The following is a 13,044-nucleotide window of genomic DNA, read 5'->3' as shown; positions in this document are numbered from 1 at the left end:
TGGAAGGGAAAAGTGCGGGAAATTGCGGGATTAGACGGTTACCAGCTCATTTACGTGTGGATAACCGGGCACGCGACGCGCGCATGGCACCCGCCGAGTGAGCCACGAAACCGCGGTTTTCCGCCGATTGCTGAGGTCGTCCCGCGATTTCCCGCGGTTGTGGCGCGCCTAGTCGACCGCGCGCGTCAGGATGGCCTCGAGGACGCCTGCTGCATCCTGCTCACCGCGTTCGTGATCGAGCACCGCGGCGTCGGCGATCACGGTGACCGCGCCCTTTCCGACTCGGCAACGGGCCATGAGGCCGTCCGTCCCCAGCGTGCATTCCGAAGGTGCGCCCGGCGCGACCTTCACCAGCGAACCGGCAAGTTCGACCGGGACCGTCACGCCTTCGCCGGCCATCATCCGCTCGCCTTCGGGCTGGTCCTCGTCGAAACGCAGTTCGAGGCCCCAGCGCTTCAGGATGGGCGAAAGGACCACGATGTCCTGCGGCCGCCTCCGGTCCCCGATCATGAAGCGCGAATGCTCGGTGAGCATGGGGTCGGCAAAAAGCAGCAGCTTGCCCCCGCCCCGCACCCAGTCATCCAGCGCGACGTTTTCGGCGGGGGCGAGCGGGCGCGGCTGCGCCATCACCAGCCGGTCTACCGCTTCGAGTTCCCCTGCATCGAGACTATCCAGCGGGACGAGCCGGTTCTTGCGCTCCAGCACGGCGCGCGCCCAGTGCGCTTCGCCGCCCCCGTCAAGGGCTTCGCCGATCCCGTCGGCCTCGCCCCAGTAGATGGGGAGCGAAGTAAAGAGGCCCAGCGGTTCCTTGTCGCCGGGGTCGGGCGGTCCGGGAAGGACCTGTCCGGCGATGGCTGCAGCAACGACCAGGGCACCGAGCCCTGCCGCCCAGAGCCGCGCTCTACGTCCCATCGTCCGCGCCGTCGCTTGCGGCCGGGGCGGGCGATGGCGCATCGGCGCCTTCCGCGGGCAGATCGGGCACCACGCCGGCATCCGCCAGCGGATCGTTTGCCATGGCGGTGGGAGACGGGGCAACAGTCGCCGCCGCTTCGGGCACGGCCGCATTCTCGCTCTGCTTCGCGCGCTCCTCGATCACGTTGGCGAGGCCGACGATCAGGACGATGCCGAGCAACAGCGAGATGCCCACCTGCAATCGCTGCAGCGCCTGAGCGCGCGTACCGGCGAGCGGCGATGATGCCGTATCGTCGGGTCGGTCCTGCGCGGGCATTCGTCCGGCCATCGGCAGCCAAGCTAACCGATGACCCGGCCCAGTCAACTTGCGGCGCATCACTCGGTTCGGAGCCAGTCGAAAACGGGCAGCTTCTTGGCTTTCAGCCACTCGGCCGAATAGAGCGTCGAGAGGTAACGGAAGCCGGTGTCGCACAGGATCGTGACAACGCGCGCTTCGGGCCCCAGCTGCTTGCCGAGAAGGACCGCACCGGCCACGTTGATGCCCGAGGACAGGCCGAGACACAGCCCATCATCGCGCAGGAGACGGGCGACCCATTCGAGTCCTTCCTCGTCCGAAACGCGGAACTGGGTGTCGATCGGCGCCCCTTCGAGGTTGCCGGTGATCCGCCCCTGCCCGATCCCTTCGGCGACGGAATTGCCTTCGGCCTTGAGCTCGCCGGTTGCGTAGTAGCTGTAAAGCGCCGCGCCGTATGGATCGGTCAGCGCGATCGTGACCTTCTCGTCGCGCTCCTTGAGGCCCATCGCCACGCCTGCGAGCGTTCCGCCGGTGCCGACGGCGCAGGTGAATCCATCCACCCTGCCCTCCATCTGGTCCCAGATTTCGGCCGCGGTGGTCTCGATATGCGCCTTACGGTTGGCGGTGTTGTCGAACTGGTTGGCCCAGACCGCGCCGGGCGTCTCTTCCGCGAGGCGGCGGCTGGTGTGGACGAAGTGGTTGCAGTCCGAATACTTGGTCGGCGGAACGAGCACGAGTTCGGCCCCCAGCGCCCGCAGGGTCGCCATCTTTTCGGCCGACTGGTTGTCCGGCATGACGATGATCGTGCGATAACCGAGCGCGTTGCCGACCAGCGCAAGGCCGATGCCGGTATTGCCCGCCGTCCCTTCGACGATGGTGCCCCCGGGCTTGAGCTCGCCCGCGCTCTCCGCGTCGCGCACGATGCCGAGCGCCGCGCGATCCTTCACGCTGCCGCCGGGATTGAGGAATTCGCACTTGCCGAAAATGTCGCATCCTGCAGCGGCGCTGGGGCCGGCGAGGCGAACGAGCGGGGTATTGCCGATGAGGTCGAGCGCCTGAGCGCGCACTGGTGCAGTCATGGCTGGGAGCTAGGACCGCGCGGCACGGGCGGCAACGCAGTTCCGGTTTGTTACCTGCTATCCAGTCTTGAAGGGGCCTCGCCCCCGGGTTGTCAGTCTTCCTGCGCGATCGTCACGCGCATCCCGTCGAGGTCTGCGGTGAACGGCACCTGGCAGCCGAGCCGCGAATTCTCGTCGCGGTGGTCGGTCGATTCGAGAAGATCGTCCTCGTCCTCGCTCATCGCGGGCAGCCGCTCCTTGAAGGCCGGGTCGACGTGGACGTGGCAGGTCGCGCAGCTGCAGCACCCGCCACACAACGCGAGCAGCTCGTCGAAGCCGTTGTCGCGGATCGCTTCCATGACGGTCAGCCCATCGGCCACGTCGACGGCTTTCTCTTCTCCGGCGCGGTTGACGACGATCAGCTTGGGCATGGCGTTGCGGTCCTTTGCGTTTGCCCCTGTCGGGCATCCGGCGCGGCTGCTAGGGGCTGCCCGCCATTTTGGCAAGATTGAGAGGACGCCGCAGGTGGGACTGAGTGCCGCGCAGATCAAGGACAGCCTCGACACCGTGGCGAGGCGGGAGCCGGCGATCGCCCGCGCGCTGGAAGCGGCAGGCTATCCCGAACCGCGCATCCGCGATCGCGGGCACGTGACGCTGCTGCGCGCGATCGTCGGCCAGCAAGTGAGCGTCGCCGCGGCGGCGAGCATGTGGAGCAAGCTGGCGGCCGAGGTCGGCGACGACGTCGACCCGCACGAACTGCTCGCCCGCGATTTCGACACGCTGCGCGCCTGCGGCCTGTCGCGCCAGAAACAGGGATACGCCCGGTCGCTGTGCGAACTCGTTGCCGCCGGCGCGATCGACTTCGGGGCGCTGCCCGCCGACGACGAGGAAGCAATCGCGCAGCTGACCCTGATCAAGGGCATCGGGCGCTGGACGGCGGAGATCTACCTGCTCTTCGCCGAGGGCCGCCCCGACATCTGGCCTGCCGGCGACCTCGCGGTTCAGGCGGGACTTGGCAGGATCCTGGGCCTCGAGGAGCGCCCCAGCGAGAAGGAAACCCGCGCTCTCGCCGAAAGCTGGCGCCCGCATCGCGGCGCGACGGCGATCTTCACCTGGCACTGCTACAACAACCCGGCGCTGTGATCAGAACCTGTTCGCAGGTTATCTGACAATCTCGCGCCCAAGAAGCCATTCTGTGGTCGGTCTGCTCCAGGCCAGCCAAAGCTGGAGACCCCCGAGGAACCAGCCGATAAGACCCAACGTCCAATGGCGCGCGGTGATTTGCGAGAAGGCCTCCGACGGAGCAATCGTCAAAATCCCGGCAACGAAGATCAATGACGCGACGAACATTCCCGTCAAGATCAAGCGTGCAGTCGAGCTTCTTTTCCTGCTTATGCTGAGAACAAGCCAAAGATAGAGAGGGACCCATATCAGGTCGTCGAGTGTCATGCCGCTATCGATGATGAGATCCCAAGCCAGCACGACAATCGAAATGGATTCGAAGAGTTGCACGTTTCTTGGAGGGGAACCGTTCTCGGTCATGAGACAGTCTTCACCTCGGATCGGCAATCGCGTCAATCAGGCTTCGCAAGACTTGCTCCGATAATCTTGCCCTATCTATCGAGTGGCACTCCCCCACCCATATCGCTAACGCATTCCGGAAAGGGAGGCGGGCAATGAGCGTGCGCAAGGCAATCTTCATCACGGGCGGCGGGTCCGGCATCGGCCGGGCGATCGCGGAGTATTTCGCGGGTCGCGGCTGGTTCGTCGGGCTTGGCGACATCGACCTTGCCGGGATGCAGGAAACGCAGGCGCGGATCGGCGACGCGGGGCACGGCGGTTTCACTTTCGCCCACCGTTTCGACGTGCGCGACCGGGAGGCCTGGACGCAGGCGCTCGACGCGTTTTCGATGGCGTCGGGCGGGCGCATCGACGTCCTGGCGAACAACGCCGGCATTCCCTTGGGCGGGGCACTCGACACCAACACAACCGAAGAGATCGAGCGCTGCCTCGACATCAACCTGAAGGGCGTGCTGTTTGGCGCGCAGGCCGCCCTCCCCCATCTCAAGAAGACCGCGCCGGGATCGTGCCTGCTCAACACCGCGAGCGTGGCGGGCATCTATGGCACCAGCGGCGCGAGCGTCTATTCGGCGACGAAGTTCGGCGTGAGAGCGATCACCGAGGCGCTCGACGCGGAGTGGGCCGAGTTCGGCATCGAGGTGCGCGACCTGATGCCGTGGTTCATCGATACCCCGCTGCTCGACAAGACGCCCAACCAGGGCACCAACGAATCGATCCGCAACCGGGTGAGCGAGGGCGGACTGGAAATCGTGCCCGTACTGGACGTGGCGCAGGCGGCATGGGACGCGGTCCATGGCAACCGGCTCCACACGCTGGTGGGCAAGAGCGCCCGCCGCACGGCGCTGTTCGCGCGCTGGATGCCGGGGCGGATGCGCAAGGCCGCCCGCCAGTCGACGCGGCCGCTAGGCAACTAGCGCGTCGATCGCCTTTGCCATCGCGACGTCGCGGGTGCTGAGCCCCCCGGCGTCGTGGGTGGTCAGCGCGATCTCCACCCGGTTGTAGACGTTGAACCATTCGGGGTGGTGATCGGCCTTCTCCGCGATGATCGCCACGCGCGTCATGAACCCGAAGGCCTCGGCAAAATCGCCGAACGCCAGCTTGCGCTCGATCGCCTTGCCCTCGCGGGTGAGCGACCAGTGCGGAAGCGCATCCAGCGCGGCGGCGCGTTCGGCTTGGGTCAGTTCGGCGATCGCCATGGGCGCTTTCCTTCGCTTGTCGGTCCGACGGCCATGGCCTAACGCTCGCTGCGATGGAAGGGGCCCGTCTCGCCGCGCACGATATCGCCTGCCGCCGCGGCGACCGGCTGCTGTTCGCGGGCCTGTCGTTCGCGCTCGGCTCGGGGGAGGCGCTTCAGATCGTGGGCGCGAACGGCACCGGCAAGTCGAGCCTTCTGCGGATACTCGCCGGCCTGCTGCGGCCATACGCGGGCACCGTGGAGCGCGACGGGGCGATCGCACTTCTCGACGGCAACCTGCCGCTGGATGCGCACCTGCCGCTCGGGAAGGCGCTCGATTTCTGGGCGCGGCTGGATGGTGTGCCGCTCGCCGCCGAACCCGCCTTGGCTGACGTGCCGGTGCGGTTTCTCTCGACCGGACAGCGCAAGCGCGCGGCGGTAGTCCAGAGCCACCCGCGGGAGGGCGGTGTGTGGCTGCTCGACGAGCCGCTCAACGGGCTCGACACGGGCGCGGTTGAGGCTTTGCAGGCACGGGTGTCCGATCATTGCGCGCGTGGCGGGATCGCGGTGATCGCATCGCACCAGCCGTTCACGCTCGATGGCCTCAAGCGCATCGATCTGGCGGAGTTCGCCGCGTGATCGCCGTGCTGCTCCGGCGGGATCTCGGGTTGCTGTTCGGCGGCGGCCGGGGTGGACCCTGGCTGCCGGTGCTGTTCTTCGTCGCGGTGGCAGTGCTGTTTCCCTTCGCGGTCGGGCCCGACGCGCCGCTGCTGGTGCGGACCGGCGGCGGGGTACTGTGGGTCGCGGCGCTGCTCGCCGCGATCCTGCCGATCGACCGCCTCGTCGCACCCGACCTGGAGGCAGGGTTCTTCGACCAGTTCGCGCTGCGGGGGATATCGGAGGAGCTGGTGCTCGCGGTGCGCCTGCTTGCCCACTGGCTGAGCTTCGGCCCGCTGCTCCTCCTCGCCGCCCTCCCCGCGAGCGCCCTGCTCGGCCTGCCGGGGGAGGCAACCCGCGCGCTACTCCTCGGCCTCCTCGCCGGCACCCCCGGCCTCGCCGCGATCGGCCTCGTCATCTCAGCCCTCACCGCCACCCTGCGCGGCGGCGCGGCGCTCGGCGGCCTGTTGCTCATACCGCTCGCGGTGCCGGTGCTGATCTTCGGCGCGGGCGCCCTCGCCAACCCCGACGGCGCGGGGCTGGCGCTTTGCGGGGCGATCAGCCTGGCATTGTGTGCGGTGGCGCCGTTCGCGGGCGGCGCGGCGATGCGGGCGGCCAGGGAAAGCTAAGGCAATGAGAACGATCAAATCGTGGGAACCCACGCGCGCAAAGGCTGTACTCGCTGTTGGTGTGCCAATAGCCGCTTTGGTTCTAACCGCTTATTACCTAATCAAGATTGAAATTGGTCCTCTGATTGCAGTGCTAGTTGGCGATTGGCTCGGAATCGCGAAGCTCATTGCCGGGTTGTTGGCGCTCACGTTTTGGATCGTTCGTTACACGATCCCCTCTATCCAACTGCTACGCAGGCCGTTGGATCACGCGTAAGGCGGCTTGTCCCGCCCTGTCGGGCTCAGCGTGAAGATCTCATTGCCCGTCTCGGTGATCCCGATCGAATGTTCGAACTGCGCGGAGAGGCTCTTGTCGCGGGTCACCGCGGTCCAGCCGTCGGAGAGAAGCTTCACCCACGGGCGGCCGAGGTTGATCATCGGCTCGATGGTCATGAACATGCCGGGGCGCAATTCGGGGCCGGTGCCGGCCTTGGCGGCGTGGACCACCTCGGGCGCGTCGTGGAACAGGCGGCCGAGGCCGTGGCCGCAGAACTCGCGCACCACGCCGTAGCGGTGCTTTTCCGCGTGCGCCTGGATCGCCGCGCCGATGTCGCCGAGGCGCGCGCCGGGCTGCGCCTTTTCGATGCCGATCATCAGGCATTCGTGGGTCACGTCGACCAGCTTCTTCGCCTTCAGCGGCACGTCGCCGACGAGGTACATGCGGCTGGTGTCGCCGTGCCAGCCGTCGAGCAGCGGGGTGACGTCGATGTTGACGATGTCGCCGTCCTTGAGCGCCTTGTCCGACGGGATGCCGTGGCACACCACGTGGTTGATCGAGATGCAGCACGAATGCGCATAGCCGCGATATCCGAGCGTCGCGGGCACCGCCCCGCCGTCGAGCGTCATCTGGCGCACCACGTCGTCGAGCTCGGTGGTCGTCACCCCCGGCTGGACCATCGGCGCCAGCGCGTCGAGGATCTCGGCGGCCAGCCGCCCGGCCTTGCGCATGCCTTCGAACCCTTCGGGTCCGTGGAGCTTGATCGTGCCGTCGCGGATGACGGTCTCGGTGCCGGTAACGGTCTGGTATTCGGTCATGGCCTGCACATAGTGCCGACCACGCGAAAAGTCACTTCTTCGCGCTGAACGCCGCGCGATACGCCGGCTTCACCGCCTCGAGCATCGCGGTCGTCATCGGGAAGTCGAGCTCGTACGCCCCCTCGGCATAAGAGCCTGCCACGTACGGTCCGTACCATACGGTGATTCGGTCGAACGTTTTCTTATTCGACGATCCGACCAGCACCGTCGCCTCGTCAAGGCCGGGGCATGCATCAAAAAAGCCGTCGCCCGCTTCCGCTGGTTCCATGCCTTTCTGCACCCGAGCGGCGTCGAGCGAAGAACAGAGTTCATCGCCTATCGCCGCGCCGAGCGCCGCGGGAGAGCGGAACATGGCAACCCCGTCCATCACCGCCTGGTTCTTGCGGTCCCACACCAGCGATTCCAGTCCGTACATCCCGTGCGCGCCACCGGTATAGGTGGAGAACGCATTCGACAGACTGAGATAACCGGGCAGGTCGGCCACGACCTCGTATTTGGCTGCGAGCGAGTAGTTGCGGCACGAAATCGCGTCCGCGGGACAATCCTTGAACGAGCTCTCCCAGCCCGATTTCGTCTCGGCAAAATCACGATCGAGCTTTGCTCTCAGATATTCGGCCAGCTTCGCCTGCGACGCAGCTTCCTTTGGCCAGCTGTAGGAGAAATCCATCTTGCCGCCACCGGCTTCGCTCAGCTGCTTGCTATAGGCGAACGCCGCCGCCGATCTGGCCGCCGTGTCCAATTCACTGCTCGAGTCGGGCGCCGTCGGTTCGACGCCGGTCTTCTCGGCGACTTCGGCAGGCGACGAACACCCCGCGAGACACAGAACGGCGGGCAGCATGAAGCGAAGCGGCATTGGAATCCTCGAAGCAGTCGCTAGGTGTCAGGCATATGAGCAAAACCCCCGAGCTAATCCAGCCCGACCGCGGCCAGGCCGCAACCGCGATCCACCTTGTCGACAAAGCCGGCTTTGCCGACTGGGCGAAGACCCTGACGAAGGGCCAGCGCGCCGCGCTGGAGGCGCAGAAGTTCGACGGCAGCGGCTACCAGGTCGGCATCGTGCCCGACGGAGACGGCTGGTTCGCGGTCGGCGGGGTCGCCAATCCGGACGAGCTGTCGAGCTGGTGCATGGCCAAGCTCGCCGAAGCGCTGCCCGAAGGCACCTATCGCAGGGAAGGCGGCGAGCCCGGCCCAGCCCTCTTCGGCTGGCAGACCGCGCAGTATCGCTTCGCGCGCTACAAGGACGATGACAAGCCGGCAGGGCCCCGCGTGCTGCTGACGAAGGACGCCAAGGCCATCGAGCCTGCCGTTGCCGAAGCGCAGGCCGCGATGAAGGTCGCGACGCTGGTCAACACCCCTGCCGAGGACATGGGCCCCGCTGCGCTCGAAGCCGAGGCGGAGGCGCTGGCGAAGGCCCACAAGGCGAAGCTTTCGGTCACCAAGGGTGAAGCGCTGGAACGCGAATATCCGATGGTCCACGCGGTCGGCCGTGCCGCCGCGCGCGAACATGCGCCGCGCCTCATCCACTTGACCTGGGGCGACGAGAAGCACCCGGTCCTCGCGATCGTCGGCAAGGGCGTATGCTTCGACAGCGGCGGACTCGACGTGAAGCCGGCGGCGGGCATGCTGCTGATGAAGAAGGACATGGGCGGCGCGGCGCACGCGCTGGCGCTCGCGGGCCTCGTCATGGGTGCGGGCCTCAAGGTGCGGCTGCACCTGCTGATCCCTGCGGTGGAAAACGCCATCGCCGGCAACGCATTCCGTCCGGGCGACGTGCTGAAGAGCCGCAAGGGCCTGACGGTCGAGATCGGCAATACAGACGCGGAAGGTCGCCTTGTCCTTGCCGACGCGCTTACCCGGGCGAGCGAGGAGAAGCCCGACCTGATCCTCGATTTCGCGACGCTGACCGGTGCCGCGCGCGTGGCGCTCGGCCCGGACCTTCCCGCGCTCATGGCGCGGACCGACGAAACCGCGCAGGCCCTGCTCGACGCGGGCAAGGCGAACGACGACGAGGTCTGGCGCCTGCCCCTGCCCGAGAGCTACCGCGAATACCTCAAGTCCGACATCGCCGGGATCAACAACAGCCACACCAACGGTTTCGCCGGGGCCAGCGTGGCCGGATTGTTCCTCGACAAGTTCGTCGGAGACGGCATCGACTGGGCCCACTTCGATACCTTCGCCTGGCGCCCCGCCGCGAAGCCTGGGCGGCCCAAGGGCGGCGCCGCGCTGGGCCTGCGGGCGACGTGGCACATGCTCCGGTCACGCTACGGTTGAGACGACCATCGCGATCGCCAGGCCGGCGGCGGCGCAATTGACGACGAAGGCCGCGGCCGAGGCCATGTCCTTGGCCCGCCCGATCGCCGGATCGCGGGCGGGATGGAGCCTGTCGCACAGCGCCTCGAGCGCCGCGTTCATGGCCTCGAATGCCCAGCCGCACGCGAGCGCGAGGACGATCACCGCCCACCACCACGCGTCCGGCCGCAGCACCGCCATGCCCGCCAGCAGGAGCATTGAGAGCGCCACGTGGTCGCGGAAGCTGCGCTCCTCGCGCCAGGCCGCGCGCAGGCCCGCGATGCTGTAGCCCGCGCGGGCCAGGATCCCTGCGTTCTTCATCACCCCACCTCCCCGCGCACGACGCGGCTGTCGATCCTTAAGGACTTGTCGGTCAGGAAGCGAAGCAGCAGCCGGCTCCACGAGGTTTCCGCGTGCAGCGTATCGTAGAATTCTGGCGCCGCCGCACGCAGCGCCGGCAACCGGCTCCACGGAATGCGCGCCACGTCGTGATGCTCGTTGTGGTAGCCCGCATTGAACACCAGCCGGTTGGCGGAGCCGTAGTACGAGGTCGTCTCCTGCCCTTCGCGCAGCGTGCAGTGTTCCTGCACGAAGCGCGCGCCGAGCGGGTGGAGCCCGAGCGCAAAGCAGTTCGAGGCAAAGAGGTAGGCGAGCGCCTGCCAGCCCAGCAGCATCCCAACCGCCGCGTCGAACGCGATCTGGACCGCGAGGTTCAGGACGAACCAGCGGTCGACCATCGGCACGTCGCGGATGCGCGCCGTACGGAGCGACTGGAGCAGCGGGTTGGCCGCTAGCCACACGGACTTGCGCAGCGGACAACTGCCCACCGCGCGCGCTTCCCACGGCGCGGGCACGTCGACGTCGTAGATCGCGTGGCCGGGATGCCGGTGGTGCAGCAGGTGATAGGTGCGGAATGCCGCCCCGACCGGCAGCACGAGCGGTAACGACGCGGCGATGCCAAGCATGCGGTTCGCCTTCGCGCTTCCCAGGACCAAGTCGTGCGAGCATTCGTGGACGAGCGTCCACAGGGCCAGCGCCGCGAAGGCGCCGACGCCCCACGCCAATGCGAACATGGCCCACGTCGGCAATAGCCCGGCGATGCCTGCGAGCGCGACCTGCGCCGTCACAACGACAGCGATCCAGCCGGCCGTACGGGAATCGCGCCCCACGAGCCCGGCGATCTCCGGATGGTTCTTGAGCAATGCGCGGCGCCGGTCGCGATGCGGATCGGGCGTGAATACCTCTGAGTTGATCTGGTTCATGACTTGCCTCCCTTCGAACCGAAGTTTCGGTTCGAAGGGAGTCGTCGGGCAGGTGCATCGGCCTGCGCCGTCCGATGCATCGCGGTGCATTTCTGCAGGCGGCAAGGATTCGGCAAACTTGCTCCGTTAGTCGCTTGCGTCTAAGCGCCCGCGACAACTCCCCGGGGGCCGGAAAGAGCAGTGATCGAAGAGGGCGCATATTCCCTGCCGGATGGACAGCTTTCGCTGTCCGGCCCGCGCGCGCGCCCGGCGACCGGGACGCTGCCGATCCGCGGCGACCTGGCGCATATCGCGCTCGCCGAGCGCTACCTGTGCGCGCATTACGTAATTCCCCACCTGCGGACCGTCGGTGCCGCCGGGGCCGACCTGCTGTGCCAGCAGCGCGACCGCACCGACGTCGTCACGCGGCTCGAACCCGGAACCCGGGTCGAGGCGCTCGACTACGCGGGGAACTGGTGCTGGTGCTGCCTCGGACCGGAGGGGCCCTCGGGTTACCTCCACCTCACCGAACTCGAACCCGCCGACTGACGCCATGACGGCGACGGTCTTCATCGACGGGGCGGTCGGGACGACCGGGCTCGAAATCGCCGACCGGCTCGCGGGCCGGAGCGAGTTCGAACTGCTCACGCTCGACGAGGCGCGGCGCAAGGACGCCGCCGCGAGGGCCGAGGCGCTCAACGCGGCTGACTTCGCGATCCTCTGCCTGCCCGACGACGCTGCCCGCGAGGCGGTCGCGATGATCGACCCCGGCAGCGGCACGCGGGTCATCGACGCCTCGACCGCGCACCGGGTGGCCGACGACTGGACCTACGGCTTCCCCGAGGTTGTGGGCCGAGATGCCGTCGCCGGAGCAGCGCGGGTCTCGAACCCCGGCTGCTATTCGACCGGTTTCATCGCGCTCGTCGCGCCGCTGGTGCGCGCCGGGCTCCTCCCCGCCGACTGGCCGTACACATGCAACGCCGTCTCCGGGTACTCGGGCGGCGGCAAGAGCCTGATCGCGCGTTTCGAGGAGGATAGCGACATCGCCTGGCGCGGATACGCGCTCGGCCTTGGGCACAAGCACGTTCCCGAGATGCAGGCCCGCTGCGGGCTGTCGGTGGCGCCGCTGTTCACGCCCGCGGTGATCCCGGCGCATCGGGGCATGGTCGTCGAAGTGCCCCTGCCCCTCGCGGCCATGCCCGGCGCCGGCACGGCCGACGCCCTGCGCGATGCGCTCGCGAGCTTCTATGAGGGTCGCCGCGTGGTCCGCATGGGCGATGCCCCCGCCGATCGCGAACTCCTCCTCCGTCGCTCGCGCGAACCATCCGACGCGATGGATCTGCACGTATTCGCGAGCGCCGACGGATCGCAGGTCCGGCTGGTCGCGGACCTCGACAACCTGGGCAAGGGCGCGAGCGGCGCAGCGGTGCAATCGCTCAATCTGATGGCCGGCCTCGACGAAGCGTCCGGATTGCGACTGCCCAAAATTTAGGCAATGCCTGCTTCAAGGACGGGCAGCATCAAGCGGCATCCGCTCGAATATTGCGCGTCAGCGGGTCCGGCCGCGCGGATTCTGCCAAAAACCGCCTTTGAACCGGTCCGCCGATGTCCTAGGCCCGCTGCGTCTGCCTTGGCACGATTCTTGAAGTACCGAGGTGGAGCAAAAGCTCGGACCGGTCGTCACCCGCGCGCTTGCGCGGCTGGACAGGCCGGCTCGATGCGCAACAACGACCGACTGGCGGGGGTCACGTGAAGAAGATCGAAGCGATCATCAAGCCGTTCAAGCTGGACGAGGTGAAGGAGGCGCTGCACGAAGTCGGCGTCTCGGGCATCACCGTGACCGAGGCCAAGGGGTTCGGGCGCCAGAAAGGCCACACCGAGCTCTACCGGGGCGCCGAATACGTCGTCGACTTCCTGCCCAAGGTGAAGCTCGAGGTCGTGGTCGCCGACGACCAGGCGGAGCGCGTGGTCGAGGCGATCGCTGCCGCCGCGCAGACCGGCCGCATCGGCGACGGCAAGATCTTCGTCTCGACGATCGATTCCGCCTTGCGCATCCGCACCGGCGAGAAGGACGACGCCGCCATCTAGTTTCCGCGGTCGGCCTGTACCCCGCCGACCGCACCCATCCCCGCCC

General features: G+C 67.6%; 18 protein-coding genes. 8 read left to right on the top strand and 10 right to left on the bottom strand.

Annotated elements, in window-relative coordinates:
• Positions 1 to 168: 168 nt before the first annotated feature.
• The 4 genes from A6F68_RS07355 to A6F68_RS07340 form a co-directional block, all read right to left on the bottom strand.
• A complete protein-coding gene (locus tag A6F68_RS07355) occupies positions 169 to 912 on the bottom strand; it encodes a motility-associated ABC transporter substrate-binding family protein (RefSeq protein WP_067677999.1) in 744 nt (247 codons plus the stop codon).
• Positions 902 to 1,228, bottom strand: a complete 327-nt coding sequence (locus tag A6F68_RS07350) for a hypothetical protein (protein WP_198152571.1) — start codon at positions 1,226 to 1,228, stop codon at positions 902 to 904. Before A6F68_RS07350 ends, A6F68_RS07355 begins: the two co-directional genes overlap by 11 nt.
• Positions 1,229 to 1,287: 59 nt before the next feature.
• Entirely contained in the window at positions 1,288 to 2,286 is a 999-nt protein-coding gene (locus A6F68_RS07345; protein WP_067677992.1) for a cysteine synthase A, read from the bottom strand.
• A 92-nt stretch (positions 2,287 to 2,378) separates the two neighbouring features.
• The gene (locus A6F68_RS07340; RefSeq protein ID WP_067677989.1) at positions 2,379 to 2,696 is read right to left on the bottom strand and encodes a 2Fe-2S iron-sulfur cluster-binding protein; all 318 of its coding nucleotides are present in this window, start codon (positions 2,694 to 2,696) and stop codon (positions 2,379 to 2,381) included.
• Between the two features lie 94 nt (positions 2,697 to 2,790).
• Between A6F68_RS07340 and A6F68_RS07335 the strand changes: the two genes are divergently transcribed.
• Positions 2,791 to 3,408: a DNA-3-methyladenine glycosylase family protein gene (locus A6F68_RS07335; protein WP_067677986.1), complete on the top strand. Its 618-nt coding sequence runs from the start codon at positions 2,791 to 2,793 to the stop codon at positions 3,406 to 3,408.
• Positions 3,409 to 3,426: 18 nt separating this feature from the next.
• Here A6F68_RS07335 and A6F68_RS07330 read toward each other — a convergent pair whose 3' ends face one another.
• Positions 3,427 to 3,807, bottom strand: a complete 381-nt coding sequence (locus A6F68_RS07330) for a hypothetical protein (RefSeq protein WP_067677984.1) — start codon at positions 3,805 to 3,807, stop codon at positions 3,427 to 3,429.
• A 134-nt stretch (positions 3,808 to 3,941) separates the two neighbouring features.
• Here A6F68_RS07330 and A6F68_RS07325 point away from each other — a divergent pair, with 134 nt between their 5' ends.
• Positions 3,942 to 4,760, top strand: coding sequence for an SDR family oxidoreductase (locus tag A6F68_RS07325; protein ID WP_067677981.1), 819 nt, complete (start codon positions 3,942 to 3,944; stop codon positions 4,758 to 4,760).
• On the opposite strand, the gene A6F68_RS07320 is transcribed toward A6F68_RS07325, so the two are convergent.
• On the bottom strand, positions 4,749 to 5,042 hold the full coding sequence (locus A6F68_RS07320) for a 4a-hydroxytetrahydrobiopterin dehydratase (RefSeq protein ID WP_067677978.1): 294 nt from the start codon (positions 5,040 to 5,042) through the stop codon (positions 4,749 to 4,751). The two genes, A6F68_RS07325 and A6F68_RS07320, sit on opposite strands and share 12 nt — an antisense overlap.
• Positions 5,043 to 5,095: 53 nt before the next feature.
• Here A6F68_RS07320 and ccmA point away from each other — a divergent pair, with 53 nt between their 5' ends.
• Together ccmA and A6F68_RS07310 are read left to right on the top strand one after the other, a co-directional pair.
• Positions 5,096 to 5,659, top strand: coding sequence for a heme ABC exporter ATP-binding protein CcmA (gene ccmA / locus A6F68_RS07315; protein ID WP_067677973.1), 564 nt, complete (start codon positions 5,096 to 5,098; stop codon positions 5,657 to 5,659).
• The gene (locus A6F68_RS07310; protein ID WP_067677969.1) at positions 5,656 to 6,306 is read left to right on the top strand and encodes a heme exporter protein CcmB; all 651 of its coding nucleotides are present in this window, start codon (positions 5,656 to 5,658) and stop codon (positions 6,304 to 6,306) included. The genes ccmA and A6F68_RS07310 overlap by 4 nt, the downstream gene beginning before the upstream one ends.
• Before the next feature lie 246 nt (positions 6,307 to 6,552).
• Here the strand turns inward: A6F68_RS07310 and map are convergent, their stop codons facing one another.
• Both map and A6F68_RS07300 read right to left on the bottom strand, forming a co-directional pair.
• Entirely contained in the window at positions 6,553 to 7,380 is an 828-nt protein-coding gene (map, locus tag A6F68_RS07305) for a type I methionyl aminopeptidase (RefSeq protein WP_067677966.1), read from the bottom strand.
• A gap of 31 nt (positions 7,381 to 7,411) precedes the next feature.
• Entirely contained in the window at positions 7,412 to 8,233 is an 822-nt protein-coding gene (locus A6F68_RS07300) for a PdaC/SigV domain-containing protein (RefSeq protein WP_084001751.1), read from the bottom strand.
• 35 nt (positions 8,234 to 8,268) lie between these two features.
• Here A6F68_RS07300 and A6F68_RS07295 point away from each other — a divergent pair, with 35 nt between their 5' ends.
• Entirely contained in the window at positions 8,269 to 9,651 is a 1,383-nt protein-coding gene (locus A6F68_RS07295; protein ID WP_067677963.1) for a leucyl aminopeptidase family protein, read from the top strand.
• Here A6F68_RS07295 and A6F68_RS07290 read toward each other — a convergent pair.
• Together A6F68_RS07290 and A6F68_RS07285 are read right to left on the bottom strand one after the other, a co-directional pair.
• Positions 9,637 to 9,990 (bottom strand): diacylglycerol kinase, encoded by a 354-nt coding sequence (locus tag A6F68_RS07290; RefSeq protein ID WP_067677960.1) that lies wholly within the window; start codon positions 9,988 to 9,990, stop codon positions 9,637 to 9,639. The two genes, A6F68_RS07295 and A6F68_RS07290, sit on opposite strands and share 15 nt — an antisense overlap.
• Positions 9,990 to 10,931 carry a fatty acid desaturase gene (locus tag A6F68_RS07285; protein ID WP_067682258.1) on the bottom strand — a complete coding sequence of 314 codons (942 nt, stop codon included), beginning with the start codon at positions 10,929 to 10,931 and terminating at the stop codon, positions 9,990 to 9,992. The genes A6F68_RS07290 and A6F68_RS07285 overlap by 1 nt, the downstream gene beginning before the upstream one ends.
• A 180-nt stretch (positions 10,932 to 11,111) precedes the next feature.
• Here A6F68_RS07285 and A6F68_RS07280 point away from each other — a divergent pair, with 180 nt between their 5' ends.
• From A6F68_RS07280 to A6F68_RS07270, 3 genes are all read left to right on the top strand, one after another.
• Entirely contained in the window at positions 11,112 to 11,459 is a 348-nt protein-coding gene (locus tag A6F68_RS07280) for a hypothetical protein (protein ID WP_067677957.1), read from the top strand.
• Positions 11,460 to 11,463: 4 nt separating this feature from the next.
• On the top strand, positions 11,464 to 12,402 hold the full coding sequence (gene argC / locus A6F68_RS07275; RefSeq protein WP_067677954.1) for an N-acetyl-gamma-glutamyl-phosphate reductase: 939 nt from the start codon (positions 11,464 to 11,466) through the stop codon (positions 12,400 to 12,402).
• A 257-nt stretch (positions 12,403 to 12,659) separates the two neighbouring features.
• On the top strand, positions 12,660 to 12,998 hold the full coding sequence (locus A6F68_RS07270; RefSeq protein WP_067677951.1) for a P-II family nitrogen regulator: 339 nt from the start codon (positions 12,660 to 12,662) through the stop codon (positions 12,996 to 12,998).
• Positions 12,999 to 13,044 lie beyond the last annotated feature (46 nt).

It is taken from the genome of Tsuneonella dongtanensis (genome assembly GCF_001698205.1).
Lineage (GTDB): Bacteria > Pseudomonadota > Alphaproteobacteria > Sphingomonadales > Sphingomonadaceae > Tsuneonella > Tsuneonella dongtanensis.
This window is presented reverse-complemented; position numbering and strand designations above follow the sequence as displayed.